A 14,156-nucleotide genomic window follows, 5' to 3' on the forward strand; every position below is an offset into this window, starting at 1 on the left:
TGATTATTTAAATACTGTTGAAAATGAATTCACGATACTGTCCATCGGGACAATTTTCGGTTTGATTTGAGCTCCGGAACGTACCTTGCCTACACCTTTAGCCAAAATGCGATCACCCTCTTTGAGTCCGCGTGAAATGATGAAATATTTCCCTACCTCGTCTTGTACTTCAATCGGTCGTGAACGAAGAGAGTCTCCACCATTGATCAGGTAAGTGAGTCGTTTTCCCTGACGCTCAAAAGTTGAAAGCGCTGGAATTGCAATAGCATCTTTGTATTCGCGCGGCAAGCTGATAATTCCGCTACTTCCGTTTCGCAAAATGCGATTTGGGTTTTCAAAAATAGCGCGGAGCTGAATAGAACCCGTTTCAGGATCGATGTTACCCGTTGAGGCATCAATCGTTCCTTTGTGCTCATAGTCAGATCCATCAGCGAGTTGCAGTTTCACTTTTGGCATTTGTGCTAATTTATCCATTAGGTTTGTTCCTTCCAGTTTTTTGGTCAGATCCAAAAACTCACGCTCATTGAGCGAAAAATACGCGTAAACCCTGCTGATATTAGCTACCGTAGTCAGCGCCTGAGATGTTGTCGGTCCAACTAAAGATCCTTCACGCATATTAATTTTACCAACAACACCATCAACCGGACTTATAATCTTGGCATATCCAACATTTGCAGTGATGCTCTGGTAATTACTTTTAGCTTGTTTGAGCTGAGCTTTAGCCGAATTGAGATCTGCTTTTGCCGTAGCGAGTTGCATCTCACTGATCACTTCTTTTTTCACAAGAGGCTCCAGTTTTTCAACTTCAAGCTGTGCTGCTTCCACCTGAGCTTTAGCCGTTTCAATTGTCGATTTAGCTGCTTCAGCATCCTGAGATAAAGAAGCCGTTTCGAGTTGAAACAGTGCCTGACCGCTCTTTACAGTTTCTCCTTCATCAACCAGTATTTCAGCTATATAGCCGCTAACCTTGGCTCGGATCTGAATATTTTGAATTCCTTCAATTTTAGCCGGATAATCCTGAAAGCCCGTGTAATTTCCGGTTGAAACTTCAATCACAGGATACTCAGGAACACCTGATCCCTGCTGTTGATTCTCGCCTCCGCATGAGATGAACGCTATTGAAGCAATGGCCGGAATTATAAATCGAATTAGCTTAGTCATTTTCAATTGAGTTTTCCTTAAGTTTATGTTTGATATTCGTGAGCCCTTCAATCATCGATTGAGCGTACTGGATAAAAAGTTGATTGAAATTGAGGTCAACAGGAAAATCAGGGTTTAGCTGTTCAGCTTTACTCTTTTTGTAATTGTAAACACGTTTGTGAAGGGAGAGTTCTTTTTCCCACGTACTGATTTTTCGATCTATTACACGATAGACCTGATCATGAGGCACACGATAATATTTTTTACGGTCTCCGCATTTTGTCGTGTACTCAATGAGGTTGAGCTGAGAAAGCATTTTGAGATTCGTAGAAATTGAACTTTTGCTCGCTTCCAGGTCGTTCACCAATTCATCAAATGTAACTCCGTAACCAACTTGTAGTATTAGAGTTGCATAAATTCGAGCAGCAAGGGGTGATAGCTCTTCCTTCTGCTCAAGGTGAACACCGAAATCTTCTATCAGTCTTTTCTCTTCTTGTGTTTGCACGCTTCAATGATCAATTGAGCGGCAAAACTACGTTTAGTTCGGAAACAACCGAACCAGTCAACTAAAGGAATCTTTAATGATTTGTTAAATTGTATTGACATTTAATGTTGGTACAGCTAGTAAGATTATCATTTAGACCAGTTAATACCAAATCTCAGATCTAACTGTACATTAGGAGTTATGCTTTCTTGAACTGGGAAGCTTACTCCTTTTTCTTTGACGTATTGAATGCCCAAGCCAACATTACCTTCAAAGAAAATGTGTTTAGTTAGATTCCTTCTCATCCCAAACATCAAAAGTGCATTGAATTCGTAACTATTACCTGAATATAACACATTATCCTCATGAAAGGGAGTCATAATACCGTTTCGATGGTGATAATTAAGTCTGAAACTTAAAAAGTTGGAAGCATTATTTGCTGTCCATTTATCCTTATTACTCCTCTTTTGAATATTGAAATACCAGCGAGGCTCAATATTGATTCCCGGTGTAAGAGGTAGTTTATTAAAGTCTTTACGAAATGGGAAATAAGTATCATACGATAGATATATTTCATTGTAAAGCGTCCAGCGATTAGCGAGTGAAAATTCACAAAATCCTGATACCCCGTAGTTTAGATATCTCATCCAGCCAGTTTTTAAACCAAATGAGTGGTTTTCAACGATAAAAGGATTGTCATTTTTGTTTTGATTGTAAGCGAGCGGATTTACCTGAGCAAAAGATGTTAATACGAGAGTTGAGCTTGCAAAAAGGAGCAGTAATTTTTTCATAGCATGAGTTAGTTTTGAGTTTTGACTCTGCTAAAGTAACCTGTAAACTACTGACATTAAGTCAACAAAAGTTAATCCGTGTTAAGGAAAGTGAAATGGCAACTTTAAAAAGAATAGTAAATATTGCTTATCTTTTATTCAACAGGCGATCCATAAAGATCATAGTGCTCAGCATAATCAATTTTGATGTTAGCAAAATCACCGACACGTAAAAAGTTATCTTCTGTGGGTATGAGCACTTCGTTATCGACTTCAGGTGAGTCGTATTCGGTGCGACCAACAAAATGATCTCCTTCTACTTTGTCGATCAATACTTTCATCGTTTGCCCTACAAACTTTTGATTGAGATCGTGAGAAATACCACTTTGAAGTTCCATTATCGCCTCTGCGCGTTCGTGCTTCACCTCTTCCGGAACATCATCTTCCATGGTGTAAGCATGCGTGTTTTCCTCGTGAGAATACGGGAAAACACCTAATCTGTCAAAACGAGACTCTTCAACCCAATCGTAGAGTTGCTGGAAGTCGTCATCGGTTTCACCGGGAAAGCCGGTAATAAGTGTGGTTCTGAAAGCTACCTCTGGATTTTTTTGACGGATTTCATCCATCAATCTCAGCGTTTTCTTTTTGCTGATGAGTCTGCGCATGCGTTTCAGCATGTTGTCAGAAATATGCTGAAGAGGCATATCCAAGTAGTTACAGATATTATCTCGCTCCTTCATTACATCGAGAATATCCATCGGGAAGCCTGCCGGATAAGCGTAATGAAGGCGAATCCAATCAATTCCTTCTACATCACTGAGATGCTTGAGGAGTTCTGACAGATTGCGTTTTTTGTAAATATCCAATCCGTAATAGGTCAGATCCTGAGCGATGAGCATGAGCTCTTTTGTTCCATTAGCTGCGAGGCGTTTTGCGTGATCGACCAACTCAGGAATCGGAGTGGATTTGTGTTTGCCGCGCATGAGCGGGATAGCACAAAACGCACAAGGTCTGTCGCAGCCTTCGGCAATTTTAAAGTATGCGTAATGTGATGGTGTTGTCAGGAGCCTCTCACCTACTAACTCGTGCTTGTAATCAGCTTTTAGGGTTTTGAGCAAGCGTGGCAATTCTGCCGTTCCAAACCACGCATCTACATTTGGAATTTCTTTTTCTAACTGAGGCTTGTATCGTTGAGAGAGACATCCTGTAACGTACACTTTAGAAACTTCACCGCGATCTTTCGCTCCAGACCATGCTAGAATTGAGTCGATCGACTCTTGCTTGGCATTTTCGATAAAACCGCAAGTATTGATGATCACAATCTCAGAGTCCTCTTTCATAGACTCGTGCTCAACTTCAAAGTTGTTGGCTTTGAGCTGCCCCATCATGACCTCTGAGTCGTAAATGTTTTTTGAGCAGCCGAGTGTGACTACATTGACTTTGTTTTTCTTAAGTGTTTTCGTTTTCATTAAGCCTCCTGTTCTTCGCCAAATAGAGAATCGACAAATTCGTATTTGTTGAACACTTGTAGATCCTCCATTCGTTCTCCTACACCGATGTAACGTACCGGAATCTTAAAAAGATCCGAAATTCCGATAACGACACCGCCTTTTGCTGTTCCGTCTAATTTGGTCAGAGCCATTCCTGTCACCTCCGTCACCCGCGTAAACTGCTTAGCCTGCTCAATAGCATTTTGACCGGTAGAAGCATCTAAAACGAGCATTACTTCATGAGGAGCATCCGGAATAACCTTCTTCATTACTTTTTTGATCTTCCCCAATTCGTTCATCAGGTTCACCTTATTGTGGAGTCGGCCTGCTGTATCGATAATCACGACATCAGCGTCTTGTGCCTGTGCAGATTGAAGCGTATCAAACGCAACTGATGCGGGATCAGATCCCATTTTTTGCGTGACGATGGGTACATCCACGCGTTCTGACCAAATCTTTAATTGATCAATTGCTGCAGCTCTAAAAGTATCAGCCGCTCCAAGAACAACTTTTTTACCTGCTTTTTTAAACTGGTAGGCAAGTTTACCGATTGTTGTGGTTTTGCCAACTCCGTTCACACCCACAACCATTATCACATAAGGTGCATCTTGTTGTGGAATGACAAATTCAGTTTCAGATCCTGAGTTGTTTTCTTCTAAAAGTCCGGAAATTTCCTCGCGCAGAATTTTATTGAGTTCTTCCGTTCCAAAGTATTTGTCTTTGGAAACACGCTCTTCAATGCGGTCAATAATCTTGAGCGTTGTATCGACTCCAACATCAGATGTTACGAGAATTTCTTCGAGATCATCGAGTACTTCGTCATCAACCTTTGACTTTCCCGCAACGGAACGGGTAAGTTTTGAGAAAAAGCCCTCTTTTGTTTTCTTGAGGCCCTTATCAAGTGATTTTTTCTTGTCTTTTGAAAATAGATTGAATAAACCCATATCAAGGTTGTATTAGTTAAGGCCACAAAATTAAAATAAAAAAGCTCTCCGCGATTTGCGAAGAGCTTTTACAAATTCTATAACAAACAGCTTACTTGTTAAGAAAGTCCTTAACCTCGCTGTTAGGTAGTATCTTTTCTTCAAAAACGTAAGCTCCTGTTTTATCAGAGCGTACAGTTTTGATTGCTTTTGTTAAATCTTTTGCTCCACCTTTACCAAGTGTTGCCACTGTCTTCTTAGCCATAACTCAGGAGTTTTATTTGATTTCTTTATGTACGGTGTATTTTTTCATGATGGGGTTGTACTTTTTCAACTCCATACGATCGGGCGTGTTTTTACGATTTTTCGTAGTGATGTAACGCGATGTGCCCGGCATGCCTGAGTTTTTATGCTCAGTGCACTCAAGTATAACCTGTACGCGATTTCCTTTTTTCTTAGCCATAACTCAATACCTCTTTATCCTTTGTAGTAGCCTTTTTCCGCAGCTTCTTTGAGGCATGCGTGAAGGCCTTTTTTGTTGATATTGCGAATTCCCGCTGCTGAAACTTTCAGCGTAACCCAACGGTCTTCTTCAGCGTGGTAAAACTTTTTTACCTGTAAGTTGGGTTTAAAAACCCTGCGAGTTCTCTTGTTTGAGTGAGAAACGTTGTTTCCTACTATTACTCGCTTTCCAGTTATTTCACAAATGTTTGACATGACTTCTTTTTCGCTTTTTCCAAAACAGGGCTGCAAATATACGGGAATTTAACTTGTTATTTCAAGTATCAGCTAAAATTTCTTTTCTCAACATATTGAGAGCAGCCAGTGCCGACTGTCTGATGTTGCGTTCGCGGTTATTTCCAAATGTATATTTTTTAGCTATTGTTCCACTTTTGCTGGACACTGCAATCCAAACTGTACCTACCGGTTTTTGGTCAGATCCACCATTAGGGCCTGCCACACCACTCGTGGCAACGGCAAAATCTGTACGCATCGTTTTTCGAGCTCCTTCAGCCATTTGTCTAACTACTTCTTCGCTAACTGCACCATGTGTTTCTATATCACTCGATGAAACACCCAAAGTATTTTGCTTTACTTCATTGCTGTAAGAGACAATTGATCCCTGGAAATAATCGCTACTCCCTGAAATACTCGTGATCAAATGGGCAATGTACCCTCCCGTGCAGCTCTCCGCTGTAGATAAAGTTTTTCCTTTTTCACGCAGTAACTTTCCAACAACTCCTTCTAGCGTATCTTCACCATAACCAAAAATGATATCCCCTATCAGATTCTCGAGCTCTTTGACTTTCTTATCTACCGCAGTTGTAATTCGGTTCTGATTGTCACCTGTAGCGCTCAACCTCAGCCTCACCATTCCGGGAGATGGTAAATAAGCCAGTTTGATGTTATGTTCTTCCAGGCTATCTTCCCATTTGCTGATAAGTCCCATGATCCTGCTCTCCCCCATTCCCTGAGTGAGCACGGTTCGGTGGTAAACAAACGGAGTATTGAAATACTGCTTTATCCACTTGAGTAGCGGATCATTCATCATGGCTTTCATCTCATAAGGAACTCCGGGAAGAGATATAAATACCTGTCCGTTGTCTTCCATCCATGTTGCCGGGGCAGTACCATTCTTATTTTGAACCGGTTTACTCCTGCTAGGAACCAAAGCCTGGTATTTGTTGACATCGAGCATTTCTTTGCCCTTTGATGCAAAATAATCCTCTACTCCTTTGAGAATTCTGTCATTCATGATGAGTTCATCATTGAAGTAATCGGCAAAGGTTCTCTTGGTAATATCGTCTCGTGTTGGTCCCAGTCCACCGGTCATGATGATTAAATCAGCATTCTTGCGCGCTTCATTCATCGCGTTGAAAATGTGCTCTTTGTCATCTGAAATGCTGGTAATTTGGCGTACTCTTATTCCTAAAGCGTTGAGCTGCTTTGCAATCCAGGCTGAATTAGAATCGATTACCTGCCCGATCAATATTTCGTCACCAATTGTTATGATTTCTGCAAACATGTAGCAAAGATAAATTCTGTTTTCGGTTAATGAATTGCTTAAGTTTGAACCGCTAAATTATACCAATAGAATGCAATTAAACGAAGAAAGTTCAACAAATCGGATTGGTGACTCAGAGCTTATCCTCAATCCTGACGGAAGTGTTTACCATCTCGCGCTCAAACCTGAAAATATTGCTGATGATGTGCTTGTAGTGGGTGATCAGGGTAGGGTTGATGAAATTGCCAAATACTTTGATGAAATTGAGTTTAACGTTCAGAACCGGGAGTTCAAGACAGTAACGGGGATTTATCGCAACAAGCGTTTCACCGTATTGTCTACCGGTATTGGTATTGATAACATAGACATTGTACTCAACGAGTTAGATGCAGCAGTTAATATTGATTTGACTAAACGCGTTCCAAAGAGTGAACATCGTTCGCTTCGTATCATTAGACTGGGAACCAGTGGAGCATTACAGGAAAATATCCCTGTTGGCTCATTACTTGTCACCGATGCGGTTTTAGGTTTAGATGGTTTGTTGAATTTTTACAAATGTTCTTCATCTCCACGTGAGTTAGAACTCGAAGATGCATTCATCAAGCACATGAAATGGAGCGATAAGCTCGCCAGACCATACGCGAGATTCGGGTCCAGGGATCTGACCGAAAAACTCGTTGTGGGAAACACTAAAGGTTATACGATTACAGCTCCGGGTTTTTACGCTCCGCAGGGAAGAAATGTTAGACTGGGAATTTGGGATCCCGGATTTCACGACCATTTGAGAAGTTTTGATTTTAAGGGTGAAAAAATCACCAATTTCGAGATGGAAACCTCAGCTCTGTACGGCCTCAGCAAGGCTTTGGGTCATAAAGTTTGTACAGTTTGTACGATTATTGCCAACAGAGCCACAAAAGAGTTTGCTGAGGATTATCATCCGCTTGTAGACCGCATGATTACTGATGTTTTGAACAAGTTAACACACTAAGTGTGAAAAAGTAACGGAAACATGTGAAATTAGAGCTTGTTATTCAGGATAACTTTGGGCAAAGTTTAATTGCTGTTATCATTGAATAAACAGACTGACATAGAAGCACTCATTAAATTACTCGAAGATCCTGACGAAAATATTTATTTTCAAATCAGGAAAGAGTTGATAGATCTTGGCCCCAGCGTAATTCCTGAACTGGAAAACCGATGGGAAGAGGAATCATCTCTAGGACTTTTATTTCAATCTCGCGTGGAAGATCTCATCCACGATATTCAGTTCAACAGCGTTAAAAAAGAGATAAGAGAATGGCGTGACAGTGATGATCACGATTTATTGAGGGGTATGCATTTGATTGCAAAATACCAATATCCTGATCTTTCATTTGAGTCGCTCGACCGCGCTGTGGAGTCGATTAAAAAAGAAATTTGGATTGAATTGAACAGCAGGCTCACTGCATTTGAAAATGTGCGGATAATGAATCATGTGTTGTTCAATGTTCACAATTTCCAGGGTAATACTTCAAATTATCACGCTCCGCAAAATTCATTTCTCAATAACGTACTTGACACTTGTAAGGGAAATCCTATTTCTCTTTCAATTATTTATATTTTAATTGGTCAGCGACTGGGTTTACCCATCTACGGAGTCAATTTACCCAGGCATTTTGTTGTGGCTTATGTAGATCCTGTTTTTCAAAGTGATCATCCTACCGAGGAAAATGTATTGTTTTACATCAACCCGTTTAGTAAGGGGAGTGTCTTTGGAATTGACGAGTTAAAGGATTTTGTGCAACAAATCAACTTACCTGATCATTCACAGTTTTTCAATCCGTGTGACTCGATAACTATTGTCAATCGAGTTCTCAACAATTTAATCAATAGCTACAACAAGCTAGGATATCCTGAGAAAGTAGAAGAATTGAAGATTTTGCAGAATACACTTATCGGATAATGCGATAGAGTGTTTGAAAAATGATTTTCAAATCTGTGAAGAAACTCTGCTTTTCAACATATTCACGCCCCAGTTTCAACTTAGCCGGCATGATCTCTTCCCTGTAAGTTTGCTCTGGATTATCGCTTTCAGCAAGCAGTTCGCTTTCATCGACAAATTTGAGCGATGCGTAATCCGTTAAGCCGGGTCTGACCGATAATACTTCACGTTGTTCTGGCGTGTATAGCTCAACATATTTTGGCACCTCAGGCCTGGGTCCCACAACGCTCATTTCTCCTTTGAGAATGTTGAGTAGTTGAGGGAATTCATCGAGTTTGTACTTGCGTAGCAGATAGCCGATTTTGGTCACGCGAGGATCTCGGTGACCAACGGTGATTTGCAGCTTATCGCTATTGGGCCGCATGGTTCTGAACTTGTAGAGCCTAAATGTTTTGCCGTTTTTCCCAACTCTTGTTTGGCGGTAAAAAATTCCACCTTTTGAGTCTAACACAATTGCGAGAGCTATTACGGTCAGAACCGGAAATAGCAAAACGAGGACGAGTCCTGCACTTACTAGATCAAACAGCCTTTTGAGCACGAGACTTCTCCATTACTTTTTCATACGCAGTAACTACAGCATTAATGACTGTATCGATATCTTCATCACTCAAATCGTAATAAACGGGGAGTGAAATCTCATGCGTATAATTTTCAAAGGCTTTTGGGTAATGATCAACGTTAAAGCCCATTTTCTTGTAATAGGTAAGCATCGGTAATGGCTGATAGTGAACGTTCACTGCTACATCCTGCTCGTAGATTTCGTAGATGATCAAATTGCGCTCGTGTTCAGTAATACCTTTGATACGCAACATGTAAAGATGGTAGTTTGAAATCTTATCATCGGTTTCGTAAGTTGGCGTTATTGCCCAGTCGTTTTTCCCGAGTTCTTTCGTGTAGCGATCAAAGATGTATCTTCTTTTTGCTAGCGTATCTTCTTCGTATCGTTCCAGTTCAACTAATCCAATTGAAGCCAATATATCAGTCATGTTGTACTTGTAACCGGGCTCAATTACATCGTATCGCCAGCCACCTTTTTTCACTTTGGCAAAAGCATCTTTCGTTTGCCCGTGAAGTGCTTTTACATTTAGCTCTTTGTAGATTCTTTCGTGATCGAATCTATCTGGCATGTTGACTGCGAGTGCGCCACCCTCAGCAGTTGTGAGGTTTTTTACTGCGTGAAAGGAAAATGCTGAAGCATCGGCTAAAACTCCAGAGTTTTGGCCTTTGTATTTAGCTCCAATACTGTGAGCTGCATCAGCCAGAATTAAAACTCGTCCTAGCAGTTCCTGCCTCTCATTGTTGGGTGTAAAAAGTGAGCGAATTTTTTTGGATCTGACAAGTGAGTAGAGTTCGTCATAATCACATGGCATTCCGCCAACATCAACTGGTATAATGACTTTAGTGCGTTCGGTAATCAGTGATTCAATCTTGTTGACATCTATGTTGAAGTCATCACCAACATCACACATGACTGGTGTTGCTCCTTTGTGAACAACAGCATTTGCGGTTGCTGTGTAAGTGTATGAAGGTATAATCACTTCATCCCCTTCTCCAACGCCAAACCAGCTAAGCATCAACTCCATACCGGCTGTACCACTGTTGAGGCAAACAATTTTACTTGCTGTGGTAAACTCTGCGAGCCTCTTTTCAAAAAGTTTCGTTTTTGGGCCGGTTGTGATCCATCCTGATTTCAATGCGTCAACTACTTCCTCTACAATTCTATCATCTACCCTGGGGGGTGAAAATGGTATCATTTACTCTCCTTTTATTTTTAGCGCTACAAAATTAATCAATTCTAATCACCGTGCTTTAATCGCTGTATGTGAAGTACAAAAATGCGTTAAATATGGCGTAAAAAACGACTCCATCCTGCCGTTCAAAAATAGCTTCTGTCAAACAGCTCATAGTTATGATAAAAACGAATAACGGGAAGATGAAGTTGGAATGAATATTTACTTTGAATAACGGGATTACTAGCATTCCAATGAGGGGTAGTAAACCGAGCAGGCCCAAAGCAACTCCAGATTGAACAAACTGGTTGTGTGCATTGAGGTGCCTTTCCTCTGCGTAATCGAAATTTTCTTTTTCCCATTTATCATTCATCACCTCGCTTACATCCCCTGTTCCGTAACCTAACAATGGCTTTTCCTGAAAAAGCTCCCAACTGTACTTCCACAACAATGGCCTGGATCCAGAGCTGCTCTCCTCGTTCATTACATTTTCTGTAACGTCCTTAAACCGATCGACATACTTAATGCTAACGGCTATAAATCCTGCGGTAAAAACTACTACTAATGTGAGTGCTATAAGTGGATTTTTGAACCGTATGCGGGGAAATACTAAATAGCTAAATGCATAAGCTAGCAAAAAGCCTAGCACGATAATTCCCATCCTTGCGGATAGTTGGTAAACTGTGATAATCAAAAAAGTTAGCATCAAGTAATTGTGAAGCTGCACTTTTTCACGATTGTGAAAAATGAATATAATTAGAATCGCTATTGCAAAGTTTACATAAATTGAAAAATATCCTGCATGCCTATAATAGCTGAGATATACGTAATAAAAAGACTCTACCTCACCAGATTTATAATATGAGATTCCAGCGTACACAAAACTCACAATAGCTGCTAATACTGTAGCGTAGAGGAAAGTTCGCAAAAGCTCTGGCAATGTGAATTTATTGATGACGTTACTCGTTAAAACGACCCATGGAACGAGTAATAAACTCAGTTTTATCTCCAAATCAAAAAAACCACTACCCAGATCATCACTGTAGATAACACCTATTGCATGTGCGAGATAATAAGCTGAGAAAAGCCAAATAAAAAACTTTCGCTTTTTGTAGTAGTAAACTCGCTCGTGAAAAGGGTGAATGAAAATATTTGAAGCTGCAAAAATGATGAGAGCCCAGGGCAACAATCGCTGCTCAAACGGCAACAAAAACACAACAAGATGAGCCAGGTATAAATTGACTTTCTTGAGATTGATATTTTTTATTCCAATGGGTTTACTCAACTGAATCAATATTGCCCAATATTACTCAATTATTACATCATAGGACTAAATAGATAAAATAGCTTTTGCTATTTGCTTTGCAGCTTCGCCATTACCATATAGATCTGTATCAAAACTAACAGATTTTTTGAGCATCTCTGATGCTTTTTGCTTCAAATCATCCTCAGGCTTAACAAGCTGATTTACTCCTTCTTCAACCAATTCAACCCATTCAGTTTGGTCCCTTAAGGTTAAACATGTTTTGTGGAAGAAAAAGGCTTCTTTTTGCAATCCTCCACTATCGGTCAGAACCATTGAGCAGTTTTTCAAAAGCTCAATCATGTCGAAATAGCCTACCGGATCGATTACTTTCACATTGAGATCTAAATTATACTCTTTAAGTTTTGCTTTTGTACGAGGATGTAGAGGAATCACAACTGGTTTTACTGATTCGTGAACCTCATTGAGGTTTTCCACAAAAGCTTGAAGTCTTTTGAGATCATCGGTATTCTCTGCACGATGTAATGTGCATAGAATAAATTCATTTGGAACTGACTCTACTACAGAGGAAAGTTGAGCTGACTTTTCAGCATAATACAGTGCTGCATCATTCATGACATCTCCTGAACGCACAATTTCACAGTCAAAATTTTCATAGCCCTCATTCTTGAGATTTTTTATTGCCGAATCAGTAGGACAAAAGAGTATCGTTGATATTCTATCAGTCAATATTCGGTTGATTTCTTCAGGCATTTCCATATTGAAACTTCTCAAGCCTGCTTCAACGTGACCAACTTTTATATGGAGCTTTTGTGCGGCAAGTGCTCCGGCAAGAGTAGAGTTTGTATCACCGTAAACCAAAACCAGATCAGGTTTTTCACTGATAAATACCTCTTCGAGTTTTTCGAGCATTCTGCCAGTCATAGCACCATGTCCTACTCCATTTATTTCAAGGTTATATTTTGGTTTTGGTATTTCCATTTCGTCAAAGAAAACATCAGACATGTTTTGATCAAAATGCTGACCTGTATGAACCAGTATTTCCTCTACACCGTCATATTTCTTTAACTCCCTGCTTACAACTGCTGCTTTGACAAATTGCGGACGAGCACCTACTACTGTTATAATTTTCATATTGAAACAAGCTTTTTTAATTCATTGTTAAATGAAGCTGCTATTTTATTGCGATTGAATTTTTGATTGACATAATTCCGCCCATTTCGACCGAGTTCTTCCAACTGGATCTGACCATTAGCTATTTTAACAAGCAATGAAGCTAACTCCTTGTAATTTTCTGGCTCAAATGGAAGAGCGCACTGCCCCTCATCAGCAAATAATTCTTTAGCCTCGCCTTTTACACCCAGAATAACAGGGTTTTTCATAGCAGCATTTTCAAAGATCTTAGATGGAATAGCTCCTTCAAAAAGTGGCAGGTTCCTCAAAGGAACAATCGTTGCATCAACGGCTTTAACAACTTTAGGCATAATTGATTTTGGGACAGGGTCAAAAAAACGAACATTATTGAGATCCATTTTTTTTGAGAGTTCGAGGAGCTCTTTTTTAACTGGCCCATCTCCCATTAAAATGAATTTCAGCTCAGAGTGATTTTGAACCTCTTTAGCAGCTTTCAGGATCACCTCTAATCCCTGTGCATGACCAATTATGCCACCGTAAAACAAAAGTATGTCAGAACCGGAATAACCATTTTCTTTCCTCCAGTCCGATTGTACTTCATCAGGGTTGTAATACGATAAATCAACACCATTTGGCAACCAGAAAGTTTTTAACTGTGGAAATCTTTTATCGATATCATTAACTATCCCCTGAGTTTGACCTGTAATCAATGCTGCATTTTTATAGCACCATGCCTCTAGTCTATAAGCTAGATTTAAGAAGAGTTTATTTTTTACAAGATCTAATTTTTCAGCACTTTCAGGCCAAAGATCAGATACATTAAAAATCATCTTTGCCTTTAGCTTTCTTGAGAGGAAAACTGCCGTAAAACCAAGAAATAGCGGTGGAGATTCTACTAGTAAAAAGTCAAATTGATTCTTTTTAAAATTCTTGCTACCGTATTTCCAACTCGACCAAACAAAAGAAAAGTAGTTCAATAGTCTTTTTATTATTCCGCTATCCTTACTCACATAGATAGATGATCGGTGTACTGGAATGCCATCGATTTCTTCTCTTTTATTCTTCAGCCCGATGTACTCTTTGAATATTTCCATTTTGGGGTAGTTGGGCATGGCAGTCAGAACCTCAATGTGGTTCCCCTCATTTTTTAGTCTTACAGCTAACTCGTGAAGTCTATTTTGTGGAGCACCTGTTTCAGGAGGATAATATTGAGTGAGAATAAGGATTTTCATACT

At 39.9% G+C, this 14,156-nt stretch carries 16 protein-coding genes; 2 read left to right on the forward strand and 14 right to left on the reverse strand.

Annotation, left to right across the window (positions count from 1 at the left end; translation table 11 throughout):
• Positions 1-3: 3 nt before the first annotated feature.
• The 9 genes from F3059_RS03290 to F3059_RS03330 all read right to left on the reverse strand — a co-directional run bounded on the left by F3059_RS03290 (position 4) and on the right by F3059_RS03330 (position 6,833).
• Positions 4-1,161 carry an efflux RND transporter periplasmic adaptor subunit gene (locus F3059_RS03290; protein ID WP_151166519.1) on the reverse strand — a complete coding sequence of 386 codons (1,158 nt, stop codon included), beginning with the start codon at positions 1,159-1,161 and terminating at the stop codon, positions 4-6.
• A complete protein-coding gene (locus tag F3059_RS03295; protein ID WP_151166520.1) occupies positions 1,154-1,645 on the reverse strand; it encodes a GbsR/MarR family transcriptional regulator in 492 nt (163 codons plus the stop codon). Before F3059_RS03295 ends, F3059_RS03290 begins: the two co-directional genes overlap by 8 nt.
• 128 nt (positions 1,646-1,773) lie before the next feature.
• Entirely contained in the window at positions 1,774-2,415 is a 642-nt protein-coding gene (locus tag F3059_RS03300) for a hypothetical protein (protein ID WP_151166521.1), read from the reverse strand.
• 134 nt (positions 2,416-2,549) lie between these two features.
• Positions 2,550-3,863, reverse strand: a complete 1,314-nt coding sequence (gene rimO, locus F3059_RS03305; RefSeq protein ID WP_151166522.1) for a 30S ribosomal protein S12 methylthiotransferase RimO — start codon at positions 3,861-3,863, stop codon at positions 2,550-2,552.
• Positions 3,863-4,828, reverse strand: coding sequence for a signal recognition particle-docking protein FtsY (gene ftsY, locus F3059_RS03310; protein WP_151166523.1), 966 nt, complete (start codon positions 4,826-4,828; stop codon positions 3,863-3,865). Before ftsY ends, rimO begins: the two co-directional genes overlap by 1 nt.
• Before the next feature lie 91 nt (positions 4,829-4,919).
• A complete protein-coding gene (locus F3059_RS03315) occupies positions 4,920-5,072 on the reverse strand; it encodes a DUF4295 domain-containing protein (RefSeq protein WP_151166524.1) in 153 nt (50 codons plus the stop codon).
• A 12-nt stretch (positions 5,073-5,084) separates the two neighbouring features.
• Positions 5,085-5,270 (reverse strand): 50S ribosomal protein L33, encoded by a 186-nt coding sequence (gene rpmG / locus F3059_RS03320; protein WP_151166525.1) that lies wholly within the window; start codon positions 5,268-5,270, stop codon positions 5,085-5,087.
• Between the two features lie 14 nt (positions 5,271-5,284).
• On the reverse strand, positions 5,285-5,524 hold the full coding sequence (gene rpmB, locus F3059_RS03325) for a 50S ribosomal protein L28 (RefSeq protein ID WP_151166526.1): 240 nt from the start codon (positions 5,522-5,524) through the stop codon (positions 5,285-5,287).
• Positions 5,525-5,585: 61 nt separating this feature from the next.
• Complete coding sequence (locus F3059_RS03330) at positions 5,586-6,833, reverse strand: competence/damage-inducible protein A (RefSeq protein WP_151166527.1); 1,248 nt, start codon at positions 6,831-6,833, stop codon at positions 5,586-5,588.
• A gap of 70 nt (positions 6,834-6,903) precedes the next feature.
• Between F3059_RS03330 and F3059_RS03335 the strand changes: the two genes are divergently transcribed.
• Together F3059_RS03335 and F3059_RS03340 are read left to right on the forward strand one after the other, a co-directional pair.
• Complete coding sequence (locus F3059_RS03335) at positions 6,904-7,800, forward strand: nucleoside phosphorylase (protein ID WP_151166528.1); 897 nt, start codon at positions 6,904-6,906, stop codon at positions 7,798-7,800.
• Between the two features lie 81 nt (positions 7,801-7,881).
• A complete protein-coding gene (locus tag F3059_RS03340) occupies positions 7,882-8,754 on the forward strand; it encodes a transglutaminase-like domain-containing protein (RefSeq protein WP_151166529.1) in 873 nt (290 codons plus the stop codon).
• Here the strand turns inward: F3059_RS03340 and F3059_RS03345 are convergent.
• Genes F3059_RS03345 through F3059_RS03365 form a run of 5 tightly spaced genes read right to left on the reverse strand, consistent with a single transcriptional unit; the run spans position 8,744 to position 14,153 of the window.
• Complete coding sequence (locus tag F3059_RS03345) at positions 8,744-9,331, reverse strand: sugar transferase (protein WP_151166530.1); 588 nt, start codon at positions 9,329-9,331, stop codon at positions 8,744-8,746. The two genes, F3059_RS03340 and F3059_RS03345, sit on opposite strands and share 11 nt — an antisense overlap.
• Complete coding sequence (locus F3059_RS03350; protein ID WP_151166531.1) at positions 9,312-10,547, reverse strand: DegT/DnrJ/EryC1/StrS family aminotransferase; 1,236 nt, start codon at positions 10,545-10,547, stop codon at positions 9,312-9,314. The genes F3059_RS03345 and F3059_RS03350 overlap by 20 nt, the downstream gene beginning before the upstream one ends.
• A gap of 55 nt (positions 10,548-10,602) precedes the next feature.
• The gene (locus tag F3059_RS03355) at positions 10,603-11,808 is read right to left on the reverse strand and encodes an O-antigen ligase family protein (RefSeq protein WP_151166532.1); all 1,206 of its coding nucleotides are present in this window, start codon (positions 11,806-11,808) and stop codon (positions 10,603-10,605) included.
• A gap of 45 nt (positions 11,809-11,853) precedes the next feature.
• A complete protein-coding gene (wecB, locus tag F3059_RS03360; RefSeq protein WP_151166533.1) occupies positions 11,854-12,921 on the reverse strand; it encodes a non-hydrolyzing UDP-N-acetylglucosamine 2-epimerase in 1,068 nt (355 codons plus the stop codon).
• Positions 12,918-14,153, reverse strand: a complete 1,236-nt coding sequence (locus tag F3059_RS03365; protein WP_151166534.1) for a glycosyltransferase family 4 protein — start codon at positions 14,151-14,153, stop codon at positions 12,918-12,920. Before F3059_RS03365 ends, wecB begins: the two co-directional genes overlap by 4 nt.
• Positions 14,154-14,156: the final 3 nt, after the last annotated feature.

It is taken from the genome of Salibacter halophilus (assembly GCF_008806325.1).
Classification (GTDB): Bacteria; Bacteroidota; Bacteroidia; order Flavobacteriales_G; family Salibacteraceae; genus Salibacter; species Salibacter halophilus.

What these genes read in the sequence shown, in the direction of transcription:
- F3059_RS03365 (WP_151166534.1), bottom strand. Translation starts at nt 14,153, where the DNA reads ATGAAAATCCTTATTCTCACTCAATATTATCCTCCTGAAACAGGTGCT.
- F3059_RS03290 (WP_151166519.1), bottom strand. Translation starts at nt 1,161, where the DNA reads ATGACTAAGCTAATTCGATTTATAATTCCGGCCATTGCTTCAATAGCG.
- F3059_RS03315 (WP_151166524.1), bottom strand. Translation starts at nt 5,072, where the DNA reads ATGGCTAAGAAGACAGTGGCAACACTTGGTAAAGGTGGAGCAAAAGAT.
- F3059_RS03335 (WP_151166528.1), top strand. Translation starts at nt 6,904, where the DNA reads ATGCAATTAAACGAAGAAAGTTCAACAAATCGGATTGGTGACTCAGAG.
- ftsY (WP_151166523.1), bottom strand. Translation starts at nt 4,828, where the DNA reads ATGGGTTTATTCAATCTATTTTCAAAAGACAAGAAAAAATCACTTGAT.
- F3059_RS03350 (WP_151166531.1), bottom strand. Translation starts at nt 10,547, where the DNA reads ATGATACCATTTTCACCCCCCAGGGTAGATGATAGAATTGTAGAGGAA.
- wecB (WP_151166533.1), bottom strand. Translation starts at nt 12,921, where the DNA reads ATGAAAATTATAACAGTAGTAGGTGCTCGTCCGCAATTTGTCAAAGCA.
- rpmB (WP_151166526.1), bottom strand. Translation starts at nt 5,524, where the DNA reads ATGTCAAACATTTGTGAAATAACTGGAAAGCGAGTAATAGTAGGAAAC.
- F3059_RS03300 (WP_151166521.1), bottom strand. Translation starts at nt 2,415, where the DNA reads ATGAAAAAATTACTGCTCCTTTTTGCAAGCTCAACTCTCGTATTAACA.
- rimO (WP_151166522.1), bottom strand. Translation starts at nt 3,863, where the DNA reads ATGAAAACGAAAACACTTAAGAAAAACAAAGTCAATGTAGTCACACTC.
- F3059_RS03330 (WP_151166527.1), bottom strand. Translation starts at nt 6,833, where the DNA reads ATGTTTGCAGAAATCATAACAATTGGTGACGAAATATTGATCGGGCAG.
- rpmG (WP_151166525.1), bottom strand. Translation starts at nt 5,270, where the DNA reads ATGGCTAAGAAAAAAGGAAATCGCGTACAGGTTATACTTGAGTGCACT.